This is a genomic window from Nitrospirota bacterium, from assembly GCA_016207885.1.
GTDB lineage: Bacteria > Nitrospirota > Thermodesulfovibrionia > UBA6902 > UBA6902 > JACQZG01.
The window spans coordinates 1-19,289 of record JACQZE010000005.1; the positions used below are offsets into that span (position 1 = coordinate 1).

General features: G+C 48.9%; 18 protein-coding genes. 8 read left to right on the top strand and 10 right to left on the bottom strand.

The genetic code is table 11. The annotated features are described in order from the left end of the window. Nucleotides 1-242 precede the first annotated feature (242 nt). Nucleotides 243-1,886, top strand: coding sequence for a hypothetical protein (locus HY807_03920; protein MBI4825551.1), 1,644 nt, complete (start codon nucleotides 243-245; stop codon nucleotides 1,884-1,886). 261 nt (nucleotides 1,887-2,147) lie between these two features. After that, nucleotides 2,148-2,654, top strand: coding sequence for a hypothetical protein (locus tag HY807_03925; protein MBI4825552.1), 507 nt, complete (start codon nucleotides 2,148-2,150; stop codon nucleotides 2,652-2,654). An 87-nt stretch (nucleotides 2,655-2,741) separates the two neighbouring features. Here HY807_03925 and HY807_03930 read toward each other — a convergent pair whose 3' ends face one another. From HY807_03930 to HY807_03975, 10 genes are all read right to left on the bottom strand, one after another. Continuing rightward, nucleotides 2,742-4,043, bottom strand: coding sequence for an adenylosuccinate lyase (locus HY807_03930; GenBank protein ID MBI4825553.1), 1,302 nt, complete (start codon nucleotides 4,041-4,043; stop codon nucleotides 2,742-2,744). A 124-nt stretch (nucleotides 4,044-4,167) separates the two neighbouring features. After that, complete coding sequence (locus HY807_03935) at nucleotides 4,168-4,893, bottom strand: metallophosphoesterase family protein (protein ID MBI4825554.1); 726 nt, start codon at nucleotides 4,891-4,893, stop codon at nucleotides 4,168-4,170. Nucleotides 4,894-4,943: 50 nt separating this feature from the next. Next, on the bottom strand, nucleotides 4,944-5,354 hold the full coding sequence (nusB, locus tag HY807_03940; GenBank protein MBI4825555.1) for a transcription antitermination factor NusB: 411 nt from the start codon (nucleotides 5,352-5,354) through the stop codon (nucleotides 4,944-4,946). An 84-nt stretch (nucleotides 5,355-5,438) separates the two neighbouring features. Then, nucleotides 5,439-5,900, bottom strand: coding sequence for a 6,7-dimethyl-8-ribityllumazine synthase (locus HY807_03945; GenBank protein ID MBI4825556.1), 462 nt, complete (start codon nucleotides 5,898-5,900; stop codon nucleotides 5,439-5,441). Between the two features lie 29 nt (nucleotides 5,901-5,929). Then, the gene (locus HY807_03950; GenBank protein MBI4825557.1) at nucleotides 5,930-7,147 is read right to left on the bottom strand and encodes a bifunctional 3,4-dihydroxy-2-butanone-4-phosphate synthase/GTP cyclohydrolase II; all 1,218 of its coding nucleotides are present in this window, start codon (nucleotides 7,145-7,147) and stop codon (nucleotides 5,930-5,932) included. 25 nt (nucleotides 7,148-7,172) lie between these two features. Continuing rightward, nucleotides 7,173-7,808: a riboflavin synthase gene (locus HY807_03955; protein ID MBI4825558.1), complete on the bottom strand. Its 636-nt coding sequence runs from the start codon at nucleotides 7,806-7,808 to the stop codon at nucleotides 7,173-7,175. Further along, the gene (locus HY807_03960) at nucleotides 7,808-8,143 is read right to left on the bottom strand and encodes a hypothetical protein (protein MBI4825559.1); all 336 of its coding nucleotides are present in this window, start codon (nucleotides 8,141-8,143) and stop codon (nucleotides 7,808-7,810) included. The genes HY807_03955 and HY807_03960 overlap by 1 nt, the downstream gene beginning before the upstream one ends. Before the next feature lie 43 nt (nucleotides 8,144-8,186). After that, on the bottom strand, nucleotides 8,187-8,915 hold the full coding sequence (lepB, locus tag HY807_03965) for a signal peptidase I (protein ID MBI4825560.1): 729 nt from the start codon (nucleotides 8,913-8,915) through the stop codon (nucleotides 8,187-8,189). A 28-nt stretch (nucleotides 8,916-8,943) separates the two neighbouring features. Beyond that, nucleotides 8,944-10,734 (bottom strand): elongation factor 4, encoded by a 1,791-nt coding sequence (gene lepA / locus HY807_03970; protein MBI4825561.1) that lies wholly within the window; start codon nucleotides 10,732-10,734, stop codon nucleotides 8,944-8,946. Nucleotides 10,735-10,739: 5 nt separating this feature from the next. Next, the gene (locus tag HY807_03975; GenBank protein ID MBI4825562.1) at nucleotides 10,740-11,714 is read right to left on the bottom strand and encodes an ROK family protein; all 975 of its coding nucleotides are present in this window, start codon (nucleotides 11,712-11,714) and stop codon (nucleotides 10,740-10,742) included. Nucleotides 11,715-11,967: 253 nt separating this feature from the next. Here HY807_03975 and hyfB point away from each other — a divergent pair, with 253 nt between their 5' ends. The 6 genes from hyfB to HY807_04005 all read left to right on the top strand — a co-directional run bounded on the left by hyfB (nucleotide 11,968) and on the right by HY807_04005 (nucleotide 19,267). After that, a complete protein-coding gene (hyfB, locus tag HY807_03980) occupies nucleotides 11,968-14,013 on the top strand; it encodes a hydrogenase 4 subunit B (protein MBI4825563.1) in 2,046 nt (681 codons plus the stop codon). Then, nucleotides 14,010-14,951: an NADH-quinone oxidoreductase subunit H gene (locus tag HY807_03985; protein ID MBI4825564.1), complete on the top strand. Its 942-nt coding sequence runs from the start codon at nucleotides 14,010-14,012 to the stop codon at nucleotides 14,949-14,951. Before hyfB ends, HY807_03985 begins: the two co-directional genes overlap by 4 nt. Before the next feature lie 106 nt (nucleotides 14,952-15,057). After that, nucleotides 15,058-15,723 (top strand): formate hydrogenlyase, encoded by a 666-nt coding sequence (locus HY807_03990; GenBank protein ID MBI4825565.1) that lies wholly within the window; start codon nucleotides 15,058-15,060, stop codon nucleotides 15,721-15,723. Between the two features lie 15 nt (nucleotides 15,724-15,738). Further along, entirely contained in the window at nucleotides 15,739-17,187 is a 1,449-nt protein-coding gene (locus HY807_03995; GenBank protein MBI4825566.1) for a hydrogenase 4 subunit F, read from the top strand. After that, complete coding sequence (locus HY807_04000) at nucleotides 17,184-18,758, top strand: NADH-quinone oxidoreductase subunit C (GenBank protein ID MBI4825567.1); 1,575 nt, start codon at nucleotides 17,184-17,186, stop codon at nucleotides 18,756-18,758. Before HY807_03995 ends, HY807_04000 begins: the two co-directional genes overlap by 4 nt. After that, nucleotides 18,755-19,267 carry an NADH-quinone oxidoreductase subunit B family protein gene (locus HY807_04005; GenBank protein MBI4825568.1) on the top strand — a complete coding sequence of 171 codons (513 nt, stop codon included), beginning with the start codon at nucleotides 18,755-18,757 and terminating at the stop codon, nucleotides 19,265-19,267. Before HY807_04000 ends, HY807_04005 begins: the two co-directional genes overlap by 4 nt. Nucleotides 19,268-19,289 lie beyond the last annotated feature (22 nt).

The window sequence follows — 19,289 nt, forward strand, 5'->3', positions numbered from 1 at the left end:
ACAAGTCTTACTGCTTCTTCCTTGAACTGCTTGTCGTATTTCCTGTTCCCTTTTCTCTCTCCCATCTCACACCTCCTAAGGTTCTAAGGTTTATATTTTACCTAACCTTTCGGTGTGTACGCTGTTTCGGGGGAACTTCAGATGGGAAAATAATTGCAACCTTTGATTGTCCACTTTGTGAAACGCCAGCTGGTATGCGACCCCGAGGTCTTTATTTTTCACAATGGGCATCTGCATGTAAAGTGCAAGTTGCAAATGTTCTGTATGAAATTGGAATAGTGCTTTTTGCAGTGATGAAAGCCCTTCCACCGTGGGCAAACACCGAGTACTTAGTTGCTTTAAGCAATATTCTAAAAGTTAATCGCACGACTCAAGAGGCTATGGGTTTATCTGAATGTCCCCTTTGCGGAAGATTTACGACATGCATTTATGGAACTGGGACAGATAACAACCCATGTCGTTGCCGATGGTGTGTTGACAGAGAGGGTCGTGCAGGGATAAGAATTATATTAGACAACAATCAAGATATTGCACTTAAAACAAATAGCCCTTTCACGCCGATTTTCGAAGAAATAGTTCCACTAAGAAAATCCACGCCGGATGATCCAAGAGACCCGTTAAGATTCACTATTTCACTACCTCTTCCACAGGCTCAAGATAAGCCAGAGCAAGTTTTCGTTTTTTGGCAAAATCTATTAAGAGACAAGAAAACTATCATAAAGAACGCCTTCATTTGTTCGCTTACTGACCTTCTAAATGCTGGAAAAATAAAACGCTTTAAAGATATCTCTGCACAATCGTATTATTGGGATCATCCATCTACTTTATCTGCTCACGATATTCCACTAGATGAATTTAGTTTAATTGATTTCGTCAAAGAAGGATTCCATCAAGTAGGCTACGCAGCATTTGAAGTCGGCATTACTCATTGTGGTTCACTTAGAGCCCCTTCCCAGATTTCATCCGATAGCGAATCATCATTTGAGTATATAGGTGTGAATTATCCTTGGGAAATTCGTCTACACTCAGCAAATATTAAAAACTTGAGGACGCAAGACAATTACAGATTCAAAGTTTTTATTGGCATCAATTTCCCCCTGTTACAGCCCACCGCATTACCACCGAAGACATCTTGTCATCATGATTTTCGCGCCCTGTATCTTGGCACATGGGAATGGAGGCTTGTCTGGGAATGCAGAAACTGCGGCTTTACATGTTATTGTTCTTGTTTTGAGAAAGCTATCAAGGCGAGCCCATACAGAAAAGATTACTTAGAAATATTTGGGAAACAAATTAATATACGTCCTTCTGAATTACATTTTCATGAAAAAGCTTGCGATATATGCCGAGATTATCCTTCCTCAAACATATTTTGCCATGCGATGTATGCGCGAAGCATTTTTGAAATCAGATATGGTGCTTATGTCAGAAAACGTATGGTTGAACTGAAACTGGAAAATTACAACAAAACAGATGAAAAAGAACTGGAAATTGTTGCAAACAATTTAGTAAGACAAGAGCTTGGCTTTTCGCCTATCGGGGAGAAATGGGCAACTGAAACTGAACTATACAGAATCATTAAATCATTATTTCCAGATCAACAAGTGATTCATCACTATCGAAGTCAGTGGTTGGAACGCCTAGAGCTTGATATTTATGTCCCCGGACAAAAGCTCGGAATAGAATATCACGGTATACAGCATTTTGAGCCGATGGATATATGGGGAGGCACGGATGGCTTAGCAAGAAGCCAAGAGAGGGATTCCAGAAAAATCATTCTTTGTAAAGCCAATAATATAGAATTAATTTCTTTTACATATGAAGAAGATATCAACTTAAAGAATGTGAAGAGTAAATTATTAGAAAACGGCTACAACTTCACTTAGAATGGCGGCAAGGATTGAATTTAAATCAATAAGTCAGCATACAACAAAAGCATCGAGCTGACCCGAAATAGCCTCTTGTGTTTTTCATTTTAGCTCTGTGCCCCAAATGACCGATGCGCATCGTTATGAGGATAGAAAGAAATCATGAGTGATAATCGACGACACATAGAAGTCCATGTCAGCAGTAAACTAACTGCCGACGAAATAAAATCAATATGCGCATATCTTAGACGGGCAAAGGAGCTCTTAGAGACGCGCATAATGAAAAACGGTCTGAAGATATCGTCTAATTTGAAGTATGAGGCCGGCAAAGGTATTGCAATTACTGTTGACCTGCCTGATGAAGATGATCTCAGATCATTTTATCTAGCTTTTCGCTTCTTCTATTTGCAAAAAGAACCCGCTAACTTCTTACGAATTACTAACATCATTCATCGGGTAGCGGATGACGCATTGGCTCGCCAAAACATAGACAACCTCAAACGTCTTTGGTCCGGTGCTCTTTTTCAAGAAATGATGCATATTGCTGTAAACGATACAGAAGTTACACCCTCACAACTGTTAGACCTATGGTTCAATGCATATTATTTTCATTCGGACGAGTACAAAAGTATACGGCTTTCCGAAATCAATGAAGTTTTAACCAATGATTTGTCTCGCTTCTTTTTAGCAAACGCTGTGATAGAAGCCACAAAAGCAGTTCTGAAGCTTTACGATTCAATCCGTGGTCTAGCAAATCTATGCACCAAGTCTAATTTTGACACATAACGCCAAGCATTCGAATAAGCTCACGTTGAGGGATAGGAATGACAGAAACATGAAACTGTTACAGAGACCGCAGGGTATAATCTTTCCCTACGTCTTCCCACCAAACACCCTCTTAAATATCTGCCCTACATTCTTAGTATAATCTTTCAGATTAAATATCTTATCGATCTCTTTCTCTGAAAGATACTCTCTGACAACAGCATCTTTATTGAGGAAGTCTTTAAAGTCCTTTCGTTCCTTCCAGCTCTTCATGGCGTTCTCCTGAACGATTGCGTAAGCCTTTTCACGGCTGAGACCTTTTTCAGTGAGCCGCAGCATGACCTTTTGAGAGAAGAAGAGGCCGTAGCTCTTGTTGATATTCTCCATCATCTTTTCAGGATAGACCTGCAGGTCTTTGAGTATCACGGTCAGTCTCGCAAGCATGTAATCAACAAGTATCGTGCTGTCAGGTATTATCACCCTCTCGACTGACGAGTGGCTGATGTCTCGCTCGTGCCACAGAGGGATGTTCTCCATCGCGGCGACTGCGTTTGCACGGACTATCCTTGAGAGGCCGCTCAGGTTCTCTGAGCCGATGGGGTTGCGTTTGTGCGGCATGGCTGATGAGCCTTTCTGTCCCTTTGCAAAGGGCTCTTCCGCCTCAAGCACTTCTGTTCTCTGAAGATGCCTTATCTCAACCGCCATCTTCTCTATTGAGCCTGCGATGACCGCGAGCGTGTTCATATATTCAGCGTGCCTGTCCCTCTGGATTATCTGCGTTGATACAGGCGCGGGCTTGAGCTTCAGCATCTTGCAGACCTGTGTCTCGATCGAAGGCGGGATATTTGAGAATGTGCCGACCGGGCCTGAGAGCTTTCCATAGCTGATAACTTCTCTGGCAGCCTTCATGCGAGTAAGGTTGCGCTTCATCTCTTCGTACCATACGGCGAATGTGAGGCCGAATGTCACAGGCTCCGCGTGTATGCCGTGGCTCCTGCCCATCTGAAGTGTGTCCTTATATTTCAGCGCGTTCTTCTTGAGAACAACGAGGAGGTCATTTATGTCATTGATGATAATGTCTGCCGCCTCTCTCATGAGAAGCGCAAGCGCAGTGTCAAGCACATCAGAAGATGTCAGCCCTTTATGTATGTACCGTGACTCAGTCCCGACATTTTCATTGACAGATGTGAGAAATGCGATGACATCATGCTTAACGGTCTTCTCTATCTTATCAATGCGAGCAACGCTGAACTTCGCGCGCTTCTTGATCACCGCAAGACTCTTCTTCGGTATCTCGCCGTGCTTAGCCCATGCCTCGCAGGCTGCTATCTCAACATCGAGCCATTTCTGGTAGCGGTTATGCGGCTCCCATATGCTTCCCATCTTCTCTCTTGTATAGCGCTGTATCAAAATATCCTCCCTGAAAAATCAGCTAACAGTATTTTTGTCATTCCGGCTTGTCCGGAATCGTTAAGCAAAAAGATTCCCGACGCGCTTCGCTTGCGGGAATGACACATACTTTTACTTTTTACGTTTATCTTCCTTCCGAAAGCCTGTCTATAAGGTACGAAGGAAGCCCCGCGTCCTTCATCTTCTTTTGTGTTAATAATATATCATAAGCCGCCCGCTTTATTGTTACGGAATCCGTATCAAAGATGGCGTAAGCTGCGTCAGGGTTCCCGTCCCTCGGCTGGCCGACGCTGCCTGCGTTGATGATATAGCGGCAGCCTGCCTTTATCTCTGATTGGTCAGTATAGATCTTTATCTTTCCTTCAGGCGACATCTCTATAATGGAAGGTATATGGCTGTGCCCTATAAAGCAGTTAGTTTCGGTGAAGAGCTTGAAGTTGGCATCGGCATCTTTGGCATTCTGAAGATAGTCCCACTCTTCGGGTTCCTTAGGCGAGGAGTGAACAAGATATATGCTCCCGCTCTTGATATTGGATGTGAGAGGAAGGCTGCTTAAAAATGCCTTGTTCTCTTCGCTCAGTATTCCGGATGTCCATTGAATTGCCGCTTTGGCATGTTTGTTAAAACAGCTTATGTCTGTCATGCCGACCGCCCCATGGTCATGGTTGCCGGCGATAAGGATATCCGCAAACCCTCTTAAGGATTCAATACATTCATTCGGGTCAGGGCCGTAACCTACAATGTCGCCGAGCAGTATGACTTTATCAACCATTTCTGCCTTGACCTTCTCGATCACGGCATTCAGGGCCTCAATGTTGCTGTGGATATCGGATATCAACGCATAGCGCATATCTTGATTATACCCGAATCAGAGGGAGCGGAGAAATAAGAAAGCGGTTGCTATTCTTTCAGCTTGAGCTTATATATCCTGTCAAGGATGCCGTTTATAAACGGAGCCGAGTCTTCTGTGGAATATTTTTTGGATATCTCAACAGCCTCATTTATCGCTACGGCAGGAGGGATATCTTTTCTGTAAACCAGCTCGTATGCCGAAGCCCTGAGTATGTTCCTGTCAACAACCGACATCCTGTCAACCGACCAGTTATCCGCAGCGCGCGTTATGATCTCGTCAAGCCGGGCCATATGCTCACGCGTGCCTTTGATAATGGCATGGGCGAACTCCATCGTCTCGTCATCCTCTTTTGTGCCGGCCCAGAATTCGCTCAGGGTCTCGCCGGTAAGGCCGCTGTTGGTGAAATCAAGCTGAAAGAGTATCTGCAGGGCGCATTCCCTCGCTTTGCGCCTACTCATAAAAAGAGAGCATATAGCTGTCAGCTGTCAGGATAAAGCTGTGCTTCATTTTTTCGGCTGAAAGCTGAAGGCTGAAAGCTGGATTCATAGCTTCTTTAAGAGCTGCGCCATCTCTATTGCAACCAACGCAGCGTCCCAGCCTTTGTTGCCGCTCTTTGAGCCTGCCCTCTCAACAGCCTGCTCAATATTGTCTGTGGTAAGGACTCCGAACGATATAGGCACGCCGGTTTCAAGTGATACTGAGGCAACGCCTTTTGCCGCTCCGGAGGCTACATATTCAAAATGAGGTGTGGCTCCGCGGATGATCGTTCCCAGGCAGATAACGGCATCATAGGTTTTTTTAACTGCGAGTTTCCTGGCTGCAAGCGGTATCTCAAAAGCGCCGGGAACCTTTACGATATCGATATCCCCCTCGGCAGCTCCGTGTCTCAGCAAAGCATCAAGCGCGCCTTCAAGAAGCTTGGTATTTATAAAGTCATTAAAACGGCTGACCACTATGCCGAACTTGAGCCCTTTTGCCTGAAGCTGACCTTCGTAAGTTTTCATTATATCCTCCTTAAAGCCTGTTATCTGTATTATATTTTTTCTAAAAGATGCCCGAGCTTCTTCTTTTTAACTTTGAGATAACCTATATTTTTTTTATGGGGCGTTGTCTCGATCTGCACCCTGTCCACTATCTTCAGACCGTAGCCTTCAAGCCCTATTATCTTCTTCGGGTTATTGGTTATGAGGCGCATCTTTCTGACGCCGAGGTTGACGAGTATCTGCGCGCCGATGCCGTAATCCCTGAGGTCAGGCTTGAACCCGAGCTTAATATTAGCCTCGACCGTATCAAGGCCGCCGTCCTGAAGCTCGTATGCCTTGAGCTTGTTCGCAAGCCCGATGCCCCTTCCTTCCTGCCTCATATAGAGGAGCACGCCCTTGCCTTCCTTCTTTATCATCTCCAGGGACTGGTGGAGCTGTCCGCCGCAGTCGCATCTCTTTGAACCGAAGACATCGCCTGTAAGGCATTCGGAATGCACCCTGACGAGCACATTGTCCTCAGGGAAGATATCGCCTTTGACGAGCGCTATATGTTCTGATTTGTCCACCATATTCCCAAAGACGATGGCGGTCATGTCGCCGCCGTATCTTGTCGGTATCTTTGCTGTGGCGATCCTTGTAACAAGGCTCTCATTCTGCATCCTGTACTGAATAAGGTCTTTTATCGTGACCATCTTCAGTTTATGTTTTTTGGCAAACTTCGCAAGCTGCGGAACCCTTGCCATTGTGCCGTCTTCATTCATGATCTCGCAGATCACTCCTGCGGGATAAAGCCCCGCGAGCCTCGCAAGGTCAACAGAACCCTCGGTCTGTCCCGCGCGCTGAAGCACTCCGCCCGGCTGGGCTCTTAACGGGAATGTATGCCCCGGCCTTGCAACATCTTCAGGCCCGCACTTTGGATTAATAGCTGTCTTGATCGTCTTTGCGCGGTCAGCAGCTGATATGCCGGTTGTGACCCCTTTTTTCGCCTCGATAGAGACGGTGAAGGCGGTGCCGAAATGAGAGGTGTTGAACTCTGACATCATGGGCAGACGAAGCTCTTCAACCCTTTCAGGCGTAAGTGAGAGGCATATGAGTCCCCGTCCGTGTGTCGCCATGAAGTTCACCGCCTGTGGTGTGACCTTGTCAGCCGCCATTGTGAGGTCGCCCTCATTCTCCCTGTCCTCGTCATCAACGAGCACGATCATATTGCCCTTCTTTATCTCTTTTATCGCGTCTTCAATTTTATCGAACTTATATTTGCTCCGCATTATTATTCTTTAGCTCCTTATTATTTCAGCCTGTGAACCCTTTTTCTCTGAGCAGTTCGCCAAAGTCCTTCTTATTGTCAGCATTTAGGAGGAACTTTTCAACATACTTGCCTATAATGTCTATCTCTATATTGACCGTATCACCTTTATCTTTGCCGCCTATGTTCGTGGCGGTAAGCGTATGTGGGATTATCGCCACACTGAAAGACCTGCTGTCAAGCCCGGTCACGGTAAGGCTTATACCGTCTATCGCGACTGAGCCTTTCTTTACGATGTACCTTAATATTTCAGGAGGCGCTTCAAAAGTATAGAACGTATACTCTCCCTCCCGCCTCTTCTCCCTGATCTTCCCGGCAGCGTCGACATGTCCTGTAACCATATGCCCTCCCAAACGGTCTGAGAGCCTGAGCGCGCGTTCAAGGTTGACCTTCTGATTTACCTTCAGCCCGCCGAGATTTGTGCTTTGCATCGTCTCGGGAGATACATCAAAGATGATATCTTTTTTATCGGTCGTAGCGGTAAGGCATACGCCGTTGACCGCTATGCTGTCGCCTATGCTGACATCCATGTCAGTTGACGGCTTCATGGAGAGCCTCATGCCGTTCGAGGCCTTCTCAATGGATGTAATATTGCCCAATGCTTCAACAAGTCCGGTAAACATTATTTGCCTGTGTCTACCTGAAACGCATAGGTCTTCTGATATAAAGGGTAAAAAGGAAAGTATTGCACAGTATCTTCCCAGCTGAGCCTTGCGGTATATTTACCCTCTGCCAGCTCAAGTTCAATGTCTTCATCGCTTACCGGAATATCGTATTCATCTACAAGCCTCATGATCCTTTTCATAACATCTTTAGGCTTATCGTTCTGGGTGACTATATCCATGCTCGCGTTTATCTCGTTCTTGAACATATGGTAATTGTAGTTAGGAATAAATGTAAGATAAAAAGAGTATGCTATTACGAGACTGATAATTACGACAAAGATATTTTTAACCATTTCAACCCCCTTTGTTTGAACAAGGATAACTGCCGGTTATTTTTTAATGGATCGACATGCCTATCCTGCCCCATCTTATCTTGTTTAGCAGGCTGCCCGTGCCGTCCCATGACCAGTATATAATGAACGCCTTGCCTTTAATGTCGCCGATATCAACCGTGCCCCAGAAGCGGCCGTCGTGGCTGTTGTCGCGGTTATCCCCCATAACGAAGAACTTGTTCATGGGAATTGTTACCGGCCCGAAGTTGTCTCTGGTCGTCACGTCAGCGCTGAATACAGAACTGTCGCTGTGTATCTTATATGGTTCTGAAAGAGCAACCCCGTTAACATAAACAGCCTTGTCCTTTATCTCGACAGTATCACCGCCGACAGCTATGATCCTTTTTATAAAATCCCTGCACTCGCCGCTGAAGAAGGCAAAAGGATTTTTTGTTTCCACGACTTTGTTAAACCGTGCCGGTATGCTTATGCTGAGGCCCTTGCACTCGTCCTTCTCCTTGTCGCCGGGAAATTCAAATACAATGATATCCCCCTTTTTCGGGGAGCTGAAGGTAAGGAAACGCGTATCCGCAAGCGGAGGCTTGACCCCGTAAATGAACTTGTTAACGAGTAAATGGTCGCCTATCAAAAGTGTCGGTATCATTGACCCGGAAGGGATCTTGAAGGCCTGCACAACAAATCCCCTGATAATGACCGCAAGGATAACAGCTATTATTATCGCCTCTGCGTATTCCCTGGACTTTGATTTATTGACCGGCTCTTTTGATGCCAATTTAACCTTTCTGAAATTTCGATTTTATCTATTTTACTTTAAGCACGGATAAAAAAGCCTCTTGCGGGATCTCAACCCTTCCTACCTGCTTCATGCGGCGTTTGCCTTCTTTCTGTTTCTCAATGAGCTTTCTCTTTCTTGTGATGTCGCCGCCGTAACATTTTGCTATGACGTTCTTCTTTAACGCCTTTATGGTCTCTCTTGCTATGACCTTGTTTCCTATGGCAGCCTGGATGGCGATCTCGAACATCTGCCTGGGGATGACCTTCCTGAGCTCTTCGGTCACCTGTTTGCCCTTCTCAAATGCCCTGTCCTTGCGGATGATCATTGAGAGCGCATCGACAGGCTCGCCGTTCAGGAGCACGTCAAGTTTGATGAGCTTTGATTCCCTGTACCCGATAAGCTCGTAGTCCATTGAGGCATAGCCGCTTGAACAGGACTTTAGTTTATCATAAAAATCCCACAAGATTTCACTCAGCGGGAACTCGTAAGTGACAACGACCCTCTCTTTTCCCAAATAGTTGAAGTCCTTCTGAACACCGCTCTTTTCCTGGCAGAGTTCAAAGACAGGGCCTATGAACTTTGCGGGGACAAAGATTATCGTCTTTACAAACGGTTCTTCCATCATCGCGTAATTCTCAGGCAGCTTTGCCGGGCTGTCCAGGTTCAAAACCGTTCCATCGGTCTTTGTTACCCTGTAGACAACTGTCGGGGCCGTATTTATCAGAAGGAGATTGAACTCCCTCTCAAGCCTCTCCTTCACTATCTCCATGTGCAGCAGTCCGAGAAAGCCGCAGCGGAAACCGAAACCGAGCGCTGCTGAAGATTCCGGCTCGAACGCAAAGGACGAGTCATTTAGTTTAAGTTTATCCAGGGCGTCTTTGAGAAGCTCATACTGGTTAGTCTCTACGGGGTAGATGCCGCAGAAGACCATGGGCTTGATCTCTTTGTAGCCCGGGCACGGTTCTGAAGCAGGTTTTTTTGTATCTGTGATGGTATCGCCCACCCTTGTGTCAATTACATTCCTGATGCCGGCTATTATGTACCCGACCTCTCCGGCCTCAAGCTTGTCAACGCTCTTTCTGGAGGGGATGAAGACCCCGACCTCAAGCACCTCAAAGGCCTTGCCTGTTGCCATGAACTTTATGCTTGACCCTTTTCTTACACTTCCTTCAAAGAGCCTGACAAGCACGATAACGCCCTGATAGGCGTCAAACCATGAATCAAAGACAAGCGCCTTTAACGGCTGCTCTATCTTATCAGCAGGAGGCGGCACCTTTCTGACCACCGCTTCAAGTATGTCGCGGGTGCCGATGCCTTCTTTGGCTGAGGCGAGTATCACGTCGCTGCAGTCTATGCCGAGCGATTCCTCGATCTGCTCCCTCACCCTCTCAGGGTCTGCGTTTGGGAGGTCGATCTTGTTTATCACAGGTATGATCTCAAGGTTGTGCTCTGACGCGAGATAGGCATTTGCGACCGTCTGCGCCTCAACGCCCTGCGTTGAGTCAACTATCAGCAGCGCGCCTTCACATGACGCAAGGCTGCGTGAGACCTCATAGGCAAAGTCAACATGCCCGGGCGTGTCTATCAGGTTCAATATATACTGCCTGCCGTCTAAAGCCGTATAGTTCAGCCTTACAGGCGTGGCCTTTATCGTGATCCCGCGTTCCTGCTCTATATCCATGCTGTCCAGCACCTGCTTCTTCATCTCTCGCTGTGAGAGTGTGCCGGTGAATTCAAGGATGCGGTCGGCGAGTGTGGATTTGCCGTGGTCAATGTGGGCGATGATGCAGAAGTTTCTGATGTTGTTTGCAGACATGTGGGTTAAGCCGTTGCCCTGAATATAAGCCCGGCAGCGCCTATGGATCCGCACTCTTCAGTAAGGGTGCTTTTGATTATTTTAACATTGGCATACAGAGGGTCAAAGGAGCGTTTTGAAGCCTCCTGCTGAAGATCCTGCATAAAGAGTTCCCAGGCGCCGACAAGGCCGCCACCGATTATTACGGCATCAGGGCTCAGCAGGTTTATCAGATTTGCTATGCCTATCCCCAAATAATGCCCGAACTCCCTGAATGCCTTGCGGCAGAGGCTGTCGCCGTCAAGCGCGGTTTTGTAAATAAGTTCCGGCGTTATCTTGTAGAAACTTCCGCCGCAGGATTCGGTCAGCATACTCGCCTCGCCCTTCTCAAGTGATGATATGACCCTTTCCATGATCGCCCTTCCTGAAGCGTAAGACTCAAGGCATCCGAGGTTGCCGCAGGTGCATAACCTGCCGTTTGGCTCAATAACGATATGCCCGGTCTCAAAAGATCCGGTAAAGAGTTCGCCATTATATATAAAACCGCTTCCAAGCCCTGTGCCGAGAGTGAGCATGATGAAGCTGTTAAAGTTCTTTCCCACTCCCACCCATTTTTCGCCGTACGCGCATGTGTTGGCGTCATTGTCAACTGTCACAGGCAGGGAAAATCCCTTTTCAAAAGCCTCTTTAATATGAAACCCGTTTATAGAAGGTATATTCGGAGATTCGATCACAACACCATTTTTGCTGTCAATGAGCCCTGCGATACCTATCCCTATGCCGACGATCTCTGTTGACGCTGGAGTGAGCAGGGCAGCGACAGATTCTTCTTTTAAAAACCTCTCCAAAACCCCGGTAAAGAGATCTGCGGCATTGACGGATCTATCTTTAGGCACAGAAGGCGTCGGATATTTACGGCTGGCAAGGACCGCGCCCTCTTTGGAAACTATGACGGTCTTTATGTTTGTCCCGCCTATGTCAACGCCGATCGCAACTTTCAAGGCATTCTCCTCTGTTATCTTTCCATAAAAAGTTTATTAAATTAAAGACACCTATATTATCACATAGAAAATTATTGTGTAAAGTTACGCGCCAGAGCGGGATCTCAGTTCATGTGAAGGGCGGGCGGCATTTTTGACATATCTATATGGAAGATTTAAAATCAATAGTTCATTAATAAATTGAATTATAAAGATGAGGAAAACATTGTTCTTTAACAAAAAGAGACAGAGATGTTTATAGGGCAGTAAGGTGATGATCGATCCTCTTGCACTGATCTCTTTGTCTGTCCTGCTTCTGCTGCTGTATATTTTATTTGTACCGCTTTTGAAGTGGAACCAGCGTCTTTTGATCAATTCATGTTTCCTCCTCTCTTCAGTTGCGTCCATGCTCGGCATCGCAGGAGGGGTCTGGGCTGTCGGAAGCGGCATTACCAGCCAGATAGTCCTTCCGTTAGGGCTTCCCGACCTCCCGTTCCATCTCAGGCTCGATCCCCTTTCCGGTTTCTTTATCACGGTCATATGCCTGCTCTCGTTTTTCATATCACTCTATTCCGCAGGCTATATCAAGGGATATCTCGGCCGCAGGCCGGTAACAAGCCTTGTCGTTTTCTACTGCCTCTTTCTTGCCGGCATGCTGATGGTCGTGCTGGCTGATGACGCCCTCTTCTTCATGATCTCGTGGGAGGTCATGGCAGCGGCCTCATACTTCCTTGTAATGTTTGAAGACGAGCGCATAGAGAACAGAAGGGCCGCTTTCCTCTATCTGATAATTGCGCATGTAGGGGCCATGGCAATCCTTTTATCCTTCGGGGTCATGGCAGGGCTTGCCACAGGTTTTGAAAGTTTCAACGGCTATACCTTTGACGCCATGCGTCAGGCGGAGTTCCCTCTGAAATGGGCGACAGCGGCATTTTTCCTGGCGTTTTTCGGTTTTGCCGCAAAGGCAGGCGTGGTGCCTCTGCATGTATGGCTGCCTGAGGCGCATCCTGTGGCGCCGTCCAATGTTTCGGCGCTCATGAGCGGAGTGATGCTCAAGACCGCGATCTACGGCATAATCCGCGTATCGTTCGACCTCATCAGGGTATTCCCGTGGTGGTGGGGAGCGATCGTGCTGATACTCGGCCTTATATCCGCTGTCATGGGCGTGCTCTATGCCCTGATGCAGAATGACATAAAGAGGCTTCTCGCGTATTCAAGCATTGAGAATGTCGGGATCATCCTGATCGGCATCGGCCTCTCCATGATATTCACTTCTTTCAACCTGCCCCTGATGGCGGCGCTCGCGCTTATAGCAGGGCTGTATCATACAATCAATCACGCCATGTTCAAAGGGCTTCTGTTCATGGGAGCAGGCGTGGTGCTCCACGCCACAAAAGAGCGCAACATGGAAGAGATGGGCGGGCTGATACACCGTATGCCGTGGACCGCCGCGCTCTTTCTCATCGGCTGCGTCTCTATCTCAGCTCTGCCGCCTTTTAACGGTTTCGTGTCAGAGTGGCTGACCTTTCAGGCCTTTCTGCTTTCACCTGCCCTGCCGATACCGATGCTCAGGCTGCTGATCCCGCTTGGCGCCGCGCTTCTGGCTTTGACAGGCGCGCTTGCCGCAGCCTGTTTTGTAAAGGCGTTCGGGGTCACTTTTCTGGGACACTGGAGAGGCCGCAGGAACCCGCGCATAAACGAGGGGGGCTGGGCCATGCGTTCAGGCATGATATTGGCCGCGCTTTCATGCCTCGCCCTCGGGATACTGCCCACTTTTTTCATTAACTGGCTGGATAATATTCCGGCGCAGCTGATCGGCACAAAGATCAATGCTTCAGCCGGGTCTTACGGCTGGATATGGCTTACACCGGTTGCGCCTGAGAGGGCGTCATATTCAGGCATCTCGGTATTTGCCGGCATACTCTTTGTCGTGGCTGCAACTTATATCGTCCTTCACATAAGGCGCAGCTCTGTAACAAGGGTGCCTATCTGGGACTGCGGTTTCCAGAAGATCAACGAGAGAATGCAGTACAACTCCACATCTTTTTCAATGCCTCTGCGCAGGATATTCGGATTCTTTTTCAGCATCAAAGAGCGTGTAAAACTTGTTCCGCGGCAGGCGGGACATAATGCCTTCCCCATGAGGCTGAATTATTCTCTCCGTATCAGGGACCGCTTCTGGGGATGGCTCTATATGCCGATCGTTCAATCGAGTTTCTGGGTAGCGCGGATGGCAGGCAGGCTTCAGCAGGGGCGCATTCAGGTGTACCTGATATATTCTTTTATAACTATCATAGTGCTGTTGATGTTCTTAAGATGAAACTTTACAGATTTATCATAGAAATTGTTCAGATAGCGATGCTCCTCGCATGCGCGCCGGCCTTTACCGGATGGGTGAGGATGCTGAAGTGCTGGTCGCAGGGACGCACAACAGCAGGCCTGTTCCAGCCCTACAGGGATCTCGCGAAATTATTTTCAAAAGATATGATACTGGCTGACAATGCGACATGGATATTCCGCTTTACGCCTTATCTCGTATTCGGGACCGCGGTGCTTGCGGGCGCGATCATCCCCATGCTCTCCATCCTTCCGATAGCATCGACCGCTGACGTCATCGTGCTTGTCGCGCTCTTTGCCATAGCGCGTTTCTTCACCGCGCTCGCGGGCATGGATATGGGAACAGCCTTCGGCGGCATGGGGTCAAGCCGCGAGATGACGATAGCATCTCTTGCCGAACCGGCCATGCTCATGGCTATCTTCACGGTCTCTCTTGCCACAGGGTCAACTTCCCTGTCGCATATGGTAGAGGTGATCTACAGCGGCCAGACCGTTATAAGGCCCTCCATAGGATTCGCCATGCTCGCTTTTATTTTGATAGCCCTGGCTGAAACAGGCAGGATACCGGTGGATAATCCGGCAACACACCTTGAGCTCACCATGATCCATGAGGCCATGATACTGGAATATTCAGGCAGGCACCTCGCGCTGATTGAATGGGCAGGCATGATGAAGCTCTTTCTTTTTGTAATGATCGGGATTGCGACCTTTGCTCCGTGGGGGATCGCGGAATCAGGTGATCTTGCCATACTCGCTGTCGCGTTTCTCTTTATGGCGCTGAAGCTCTTTTTTATAGGAATAGGGCTTGTGCTGATAGAGACCGGGCTTGCGAAGATGAGGATATTCCGGCTGACCGATTTCCTCGGGGCCGCGTTCCTGCTGGCGACGCTCGGTATGCTCTCTTATTTTATGCTGGAGTAAAATGGAGTGATAACCCCTCCCGACCTCCCCTTAACTTAAAGGGAGGAGATAAATCCCCACTCTTTGGCAAAGAGGGGGCAGGGGGGAGTTAATAAAATCAGAAAAAATGAATATAGAAATTGCCATAAAATTAACAAGTTTTTTAGCGGCATTCGTGCTGCTGACCGCATTCGGCATGCTGGTGCAGAGAAGGATGTACGGCCTTGTGAACCTCTTTGCGTGGCAGGGGTTCTTTCTCTCTATCAATACCGCGATCGTCGGTTTTGTCGCAGGGAAGCATCACCTTTATATCTCTTCCCTGCTCACGCTGACGCTGAAGGTCATACTGCTGCCGTATATACTGCATGTTCTCATACGGCGTCTTAAACTCCAGAAAGAGGTGGAAGTGGTTGTGAATATACCTATGACCATGCTGATAGGCATAGCCCTTGTCATATTCTCTTATCACCTCACCGCTCCTGTCAGGGAGCTCTCCACGCTTGTAACACGCTCGACTCTTGCTGTCGCTCTTGCCACCGTCATGATAGGAATGCTCATGATGATAACGAGAAAACACGCGGTCACCCAGATAATAGGCTTTCTCGCCATGGAGAACGGCCTCTTCTTCGCGGCCACCAGCGCGACATACGGGATGCCGCTTGTGGTGGAATTAGGTGTCGCGCTTGATGTTTTGATAGCTGCGTTCATCTTCGGGATATTCTTTTTTCATATACACACTACATTTGACAGCCTCGATGTCGCACAGATGGAAAGGCTGAAAGAGGATGACTGATACCATGGAGCAGGCATGATACTTCTAATATTATTGCTCGTGCCGCTTTTCGCGGCCGTCATGCTCGCATTCGTGGGCGACAGAAGGCTGGCGCCGGAGATAAATATCCTGGGCTCCGCCGCCACGTTTGTCGCGGGAGTGGGGCTGGCTCTGCAGGTTTACGAGCAGGGGCCGATGCTGGCAGGCGGGAAGTTCTTCTTTGTTGACGCCTTTAACGTCTACCTGGCGGTTCTTACATCTTTTGTCTCAATGACAACCGCCATCTTCAGCAGGAGGTATATGAGGCGGGAGAGGGAGCACGGGCGGGTGGGGCATATGGGCATGCGTTTTTATCACGCGATGTTCCAGCTCTTCATCTTTGCGATGCTCCTGTGCCTTTTGACAAACAACATCGGCGTGCTCTGGATCGCGATGGAGCTTGCCACATTGTCCACGGTATTGCTCGTATCCTTATACAGGACGCCTACCGCGATCGAGGCGGCATGGAAATACTTTATACTCTGCGGCGTGGGCATCTCACAGGCGCTCTTTGGAACCGTGCTTCTCTACTTTGCCGCTGAAAAGGTGCTTGGCGAAGGCGGCGATGCCCTGCTCTGGACAAACCTGAACCAGGTGAGCAGAAGCCTTGAACCAACAGTGCTTTCGCTGGCATTCGTCTTTCTCATGGTCGGTTACGGCACAAAGGTGGGACTGGTGCCTCTTCATAACTGGCTGCCGGACGCGCATAGCGAAGGCCCGACCCCCATATCAGCCGTGCTTTCAGGCCTGCTGCTGAATGTCGCGCTCTACGCGCTGGTCAGGTGCAAAGTTCTCGTGGACGGTTCTACAGGCACTCATCACGCAGGCAATATAATGATGGGCTTCGGCCTTCTCTCTATACTGGTGGCTGCCTTTTCGCTCCTGAGGCAGAAGGATATAAAACGCATGTTCTCATATTCATCCATAGAGCACATGGGCATCGCGACATTTGCCTTCGGCCTTGGAGGCCCCATCGCCACTTTCGGCGGCCTTCTGCATATGCTTGGCCACAGCCTGGCAAAGTCATCCATATTTTTTACCGTGGGGCACGCCTCGCAGATGCACAAGACACAGGAGATGGACAAGATCAAAGGCCTTTTCAAAGGCAATCCTCTTGTAGGCTGGGGCATGATGTTCGGGGTAATGGCTATCGCCGGAATGCCGCCGTTCGGTATATTCACAAGCGAGTTTCTTATATTGACCGCGACGATCAAGGACGCGCCTCTGTTAACGCCGTTCCTTCTGCTGGGGCTTGCGGTGGCCTTTGCCGCGCTCTTCAGAAAGGTCCAGCCCATGGTCTCAGGCGAAATTCCTCCTTATCAAAAGATGCTCAAAGTCGCGCATGTGCCTGTGCTGCTGCATCTGATTCTGGTCTTTATTCTCGGCATTTATCTGCCGGATTTTCTCAGTAAATGGTTTCATACCGCTGCGGAGCTGATTAAATGAGCGTATTATTAGATGCGATAAAAGCCTTTCTCGGTACGGATGCCGGATGTGATGACAGGTGCCAGTATCCGTCTTCAACAATGTTCTGCAGCGTGCCGAGGGTGAAATTTGCAGATGCCGCAAAGGCGATGAAAAAGGTGCATGCCCTGCTCGTTGCCGAATGGGCAGCAGATGAAACTCCGTTCAACAGAGGCTTCGGCATATACGCCTGTTACAGATGGGGGGCGGAATATCTGATAGTCAAGACAGAGGCGCCGTTTGATGACCCGGCGTTCCCGACACTCACAAAAAAGTTCCTTCCGGCATACCGCTTTGAGCGTCAGATCAAAAGCCTTATGGGAGTTACTGCCGCAGGCCATCCTGACTCAAGGCCCTGGATAAAGTTCGAGGACTGGCCTGAGGACGCGTGGCCGCTCAGAAAATCCTTTGACGCGTCAAAGCCTATGCCGCGCGTCTACGGCAAATACAAATTCGTCAAGGCAGAGGGCGAAGGTGTTTATGAGATACCTGTAGGGCCTGTGCATGCCGGGATAATTGAGCCGGGGCATTTCCGCTTTCAGGCTGTCGGCGAAGATATACTCAACCTTGAGGAGAGGCTCGGATATGTTCATAAGGGGATTGAAAAGAAATTTGAGTCGCTTGCGTGGAAAGACGGATCAAGGCTTGCGGGCCGGGTTTCAGGCGATACAACCGCTGCGCACAGCCTCGGTTATTGCATGGCGCTGGAGTCCATGACAGGATGCAGAGTTCCTGAACGGGCGCAGTGGATGCGCGCGCTCTTTCTTGAGAGAGAGCGCATAGCCAACCACCTTGGAGACCTCGGAGCTATATGTAATGACGCGGCATTTGCCTTTATGCTTTATCAGATGTCGCGGCTCAGGGAGATCATGCTGCGCACCAATCACAAATTATTCGGCCACAGGTTCATGATGGACCGGATCATTCCCGGAGGCGTTGCGGTTGATATTGACGCGAACGGGAAGGAAATAATATTGGCAGAGCTTAAAAAAATTGCAAAGGAGTTCAACAGGCTCGTGACCATCTATGACCAGAATTCATCACTTGAAGACAGGGTGAGGGATGCCGGCATCCTCGTCCCTGACAAGGCGAGAAGGCTCTGCCAGGTCGGGATCGTGGCAAGGGCGAGCGGCCTGAACCTCGACTGCCGCACGCAAAATCCTTTCCCGCCGTATGACCGCATCAAGGTGAATGTGCCTGTCCTTATCTCAGGCGATGTGCACGCTCGCGCCTGGGTCAGGGTCGAGGAGGTAAGGGAATCCATACGCATCATACGCGAAATACTTAATACGCTTCCATCAGGCGGGATATTATCAGACGTTGGCGATCCGGCTCCTGATACATACGGATTTTCCGCTGTCGAGGGATGGCGCGGGGAGATCATCTACTGGCTTCAGTCAGGGCCGAAGGGCGAGATCAACAGGTGCATGGTGCGAGACCCTTCCAGCGTCAACTGGCTGGGGCTTGAGCAGGCTGTGTTAGGCAACATCGTGCCTGACTTTCCTCTCTGCAATAAAAGTTTTAACCAGTCATATTCGGGGAATGACCTATGATAAGGATACTTAAACAGATATTCAGGACAGGCATTGTGACAGAACCGCTTCTGCCGGAGGTTGATGCCGAAATTCAGGAAGTTGGCGCGAGGCTGAAAGAGGCTGTTGGAAAACGCTTCAGCAGAAGCCTCACGATAAGGCAGGTGGACGCGGGTTCATGCAACGGGTGCGAGCTTGAGATCCACGCGATAAATAATCCGATCTACAACTGCGAAAGATTCGGCATACATTTCACCGCATCGCCCAGGTTCGCGGATATGCTTCTGGTCACAGGGCCTGTGACGAGGAACATGGAGATAGCCCTCCGCAGGACTTATAACGCAACGCCTCACCCAAAACTTGTTGTCGCTGTAGGCGACTGCGGATGCAACGGCGGAATATTCGGAGAGAGCTACGCATCCATCGGCGGAATTAACAAAGTCATCCCCGTAGATGTTGTCATCCCCGGCTGCCCGCCGACACCGGCTGCGATTCTCAATGGGATACTCAGAGCTGTAGGGAACAGATAATTATGGAAGTCCGACTTCCCTA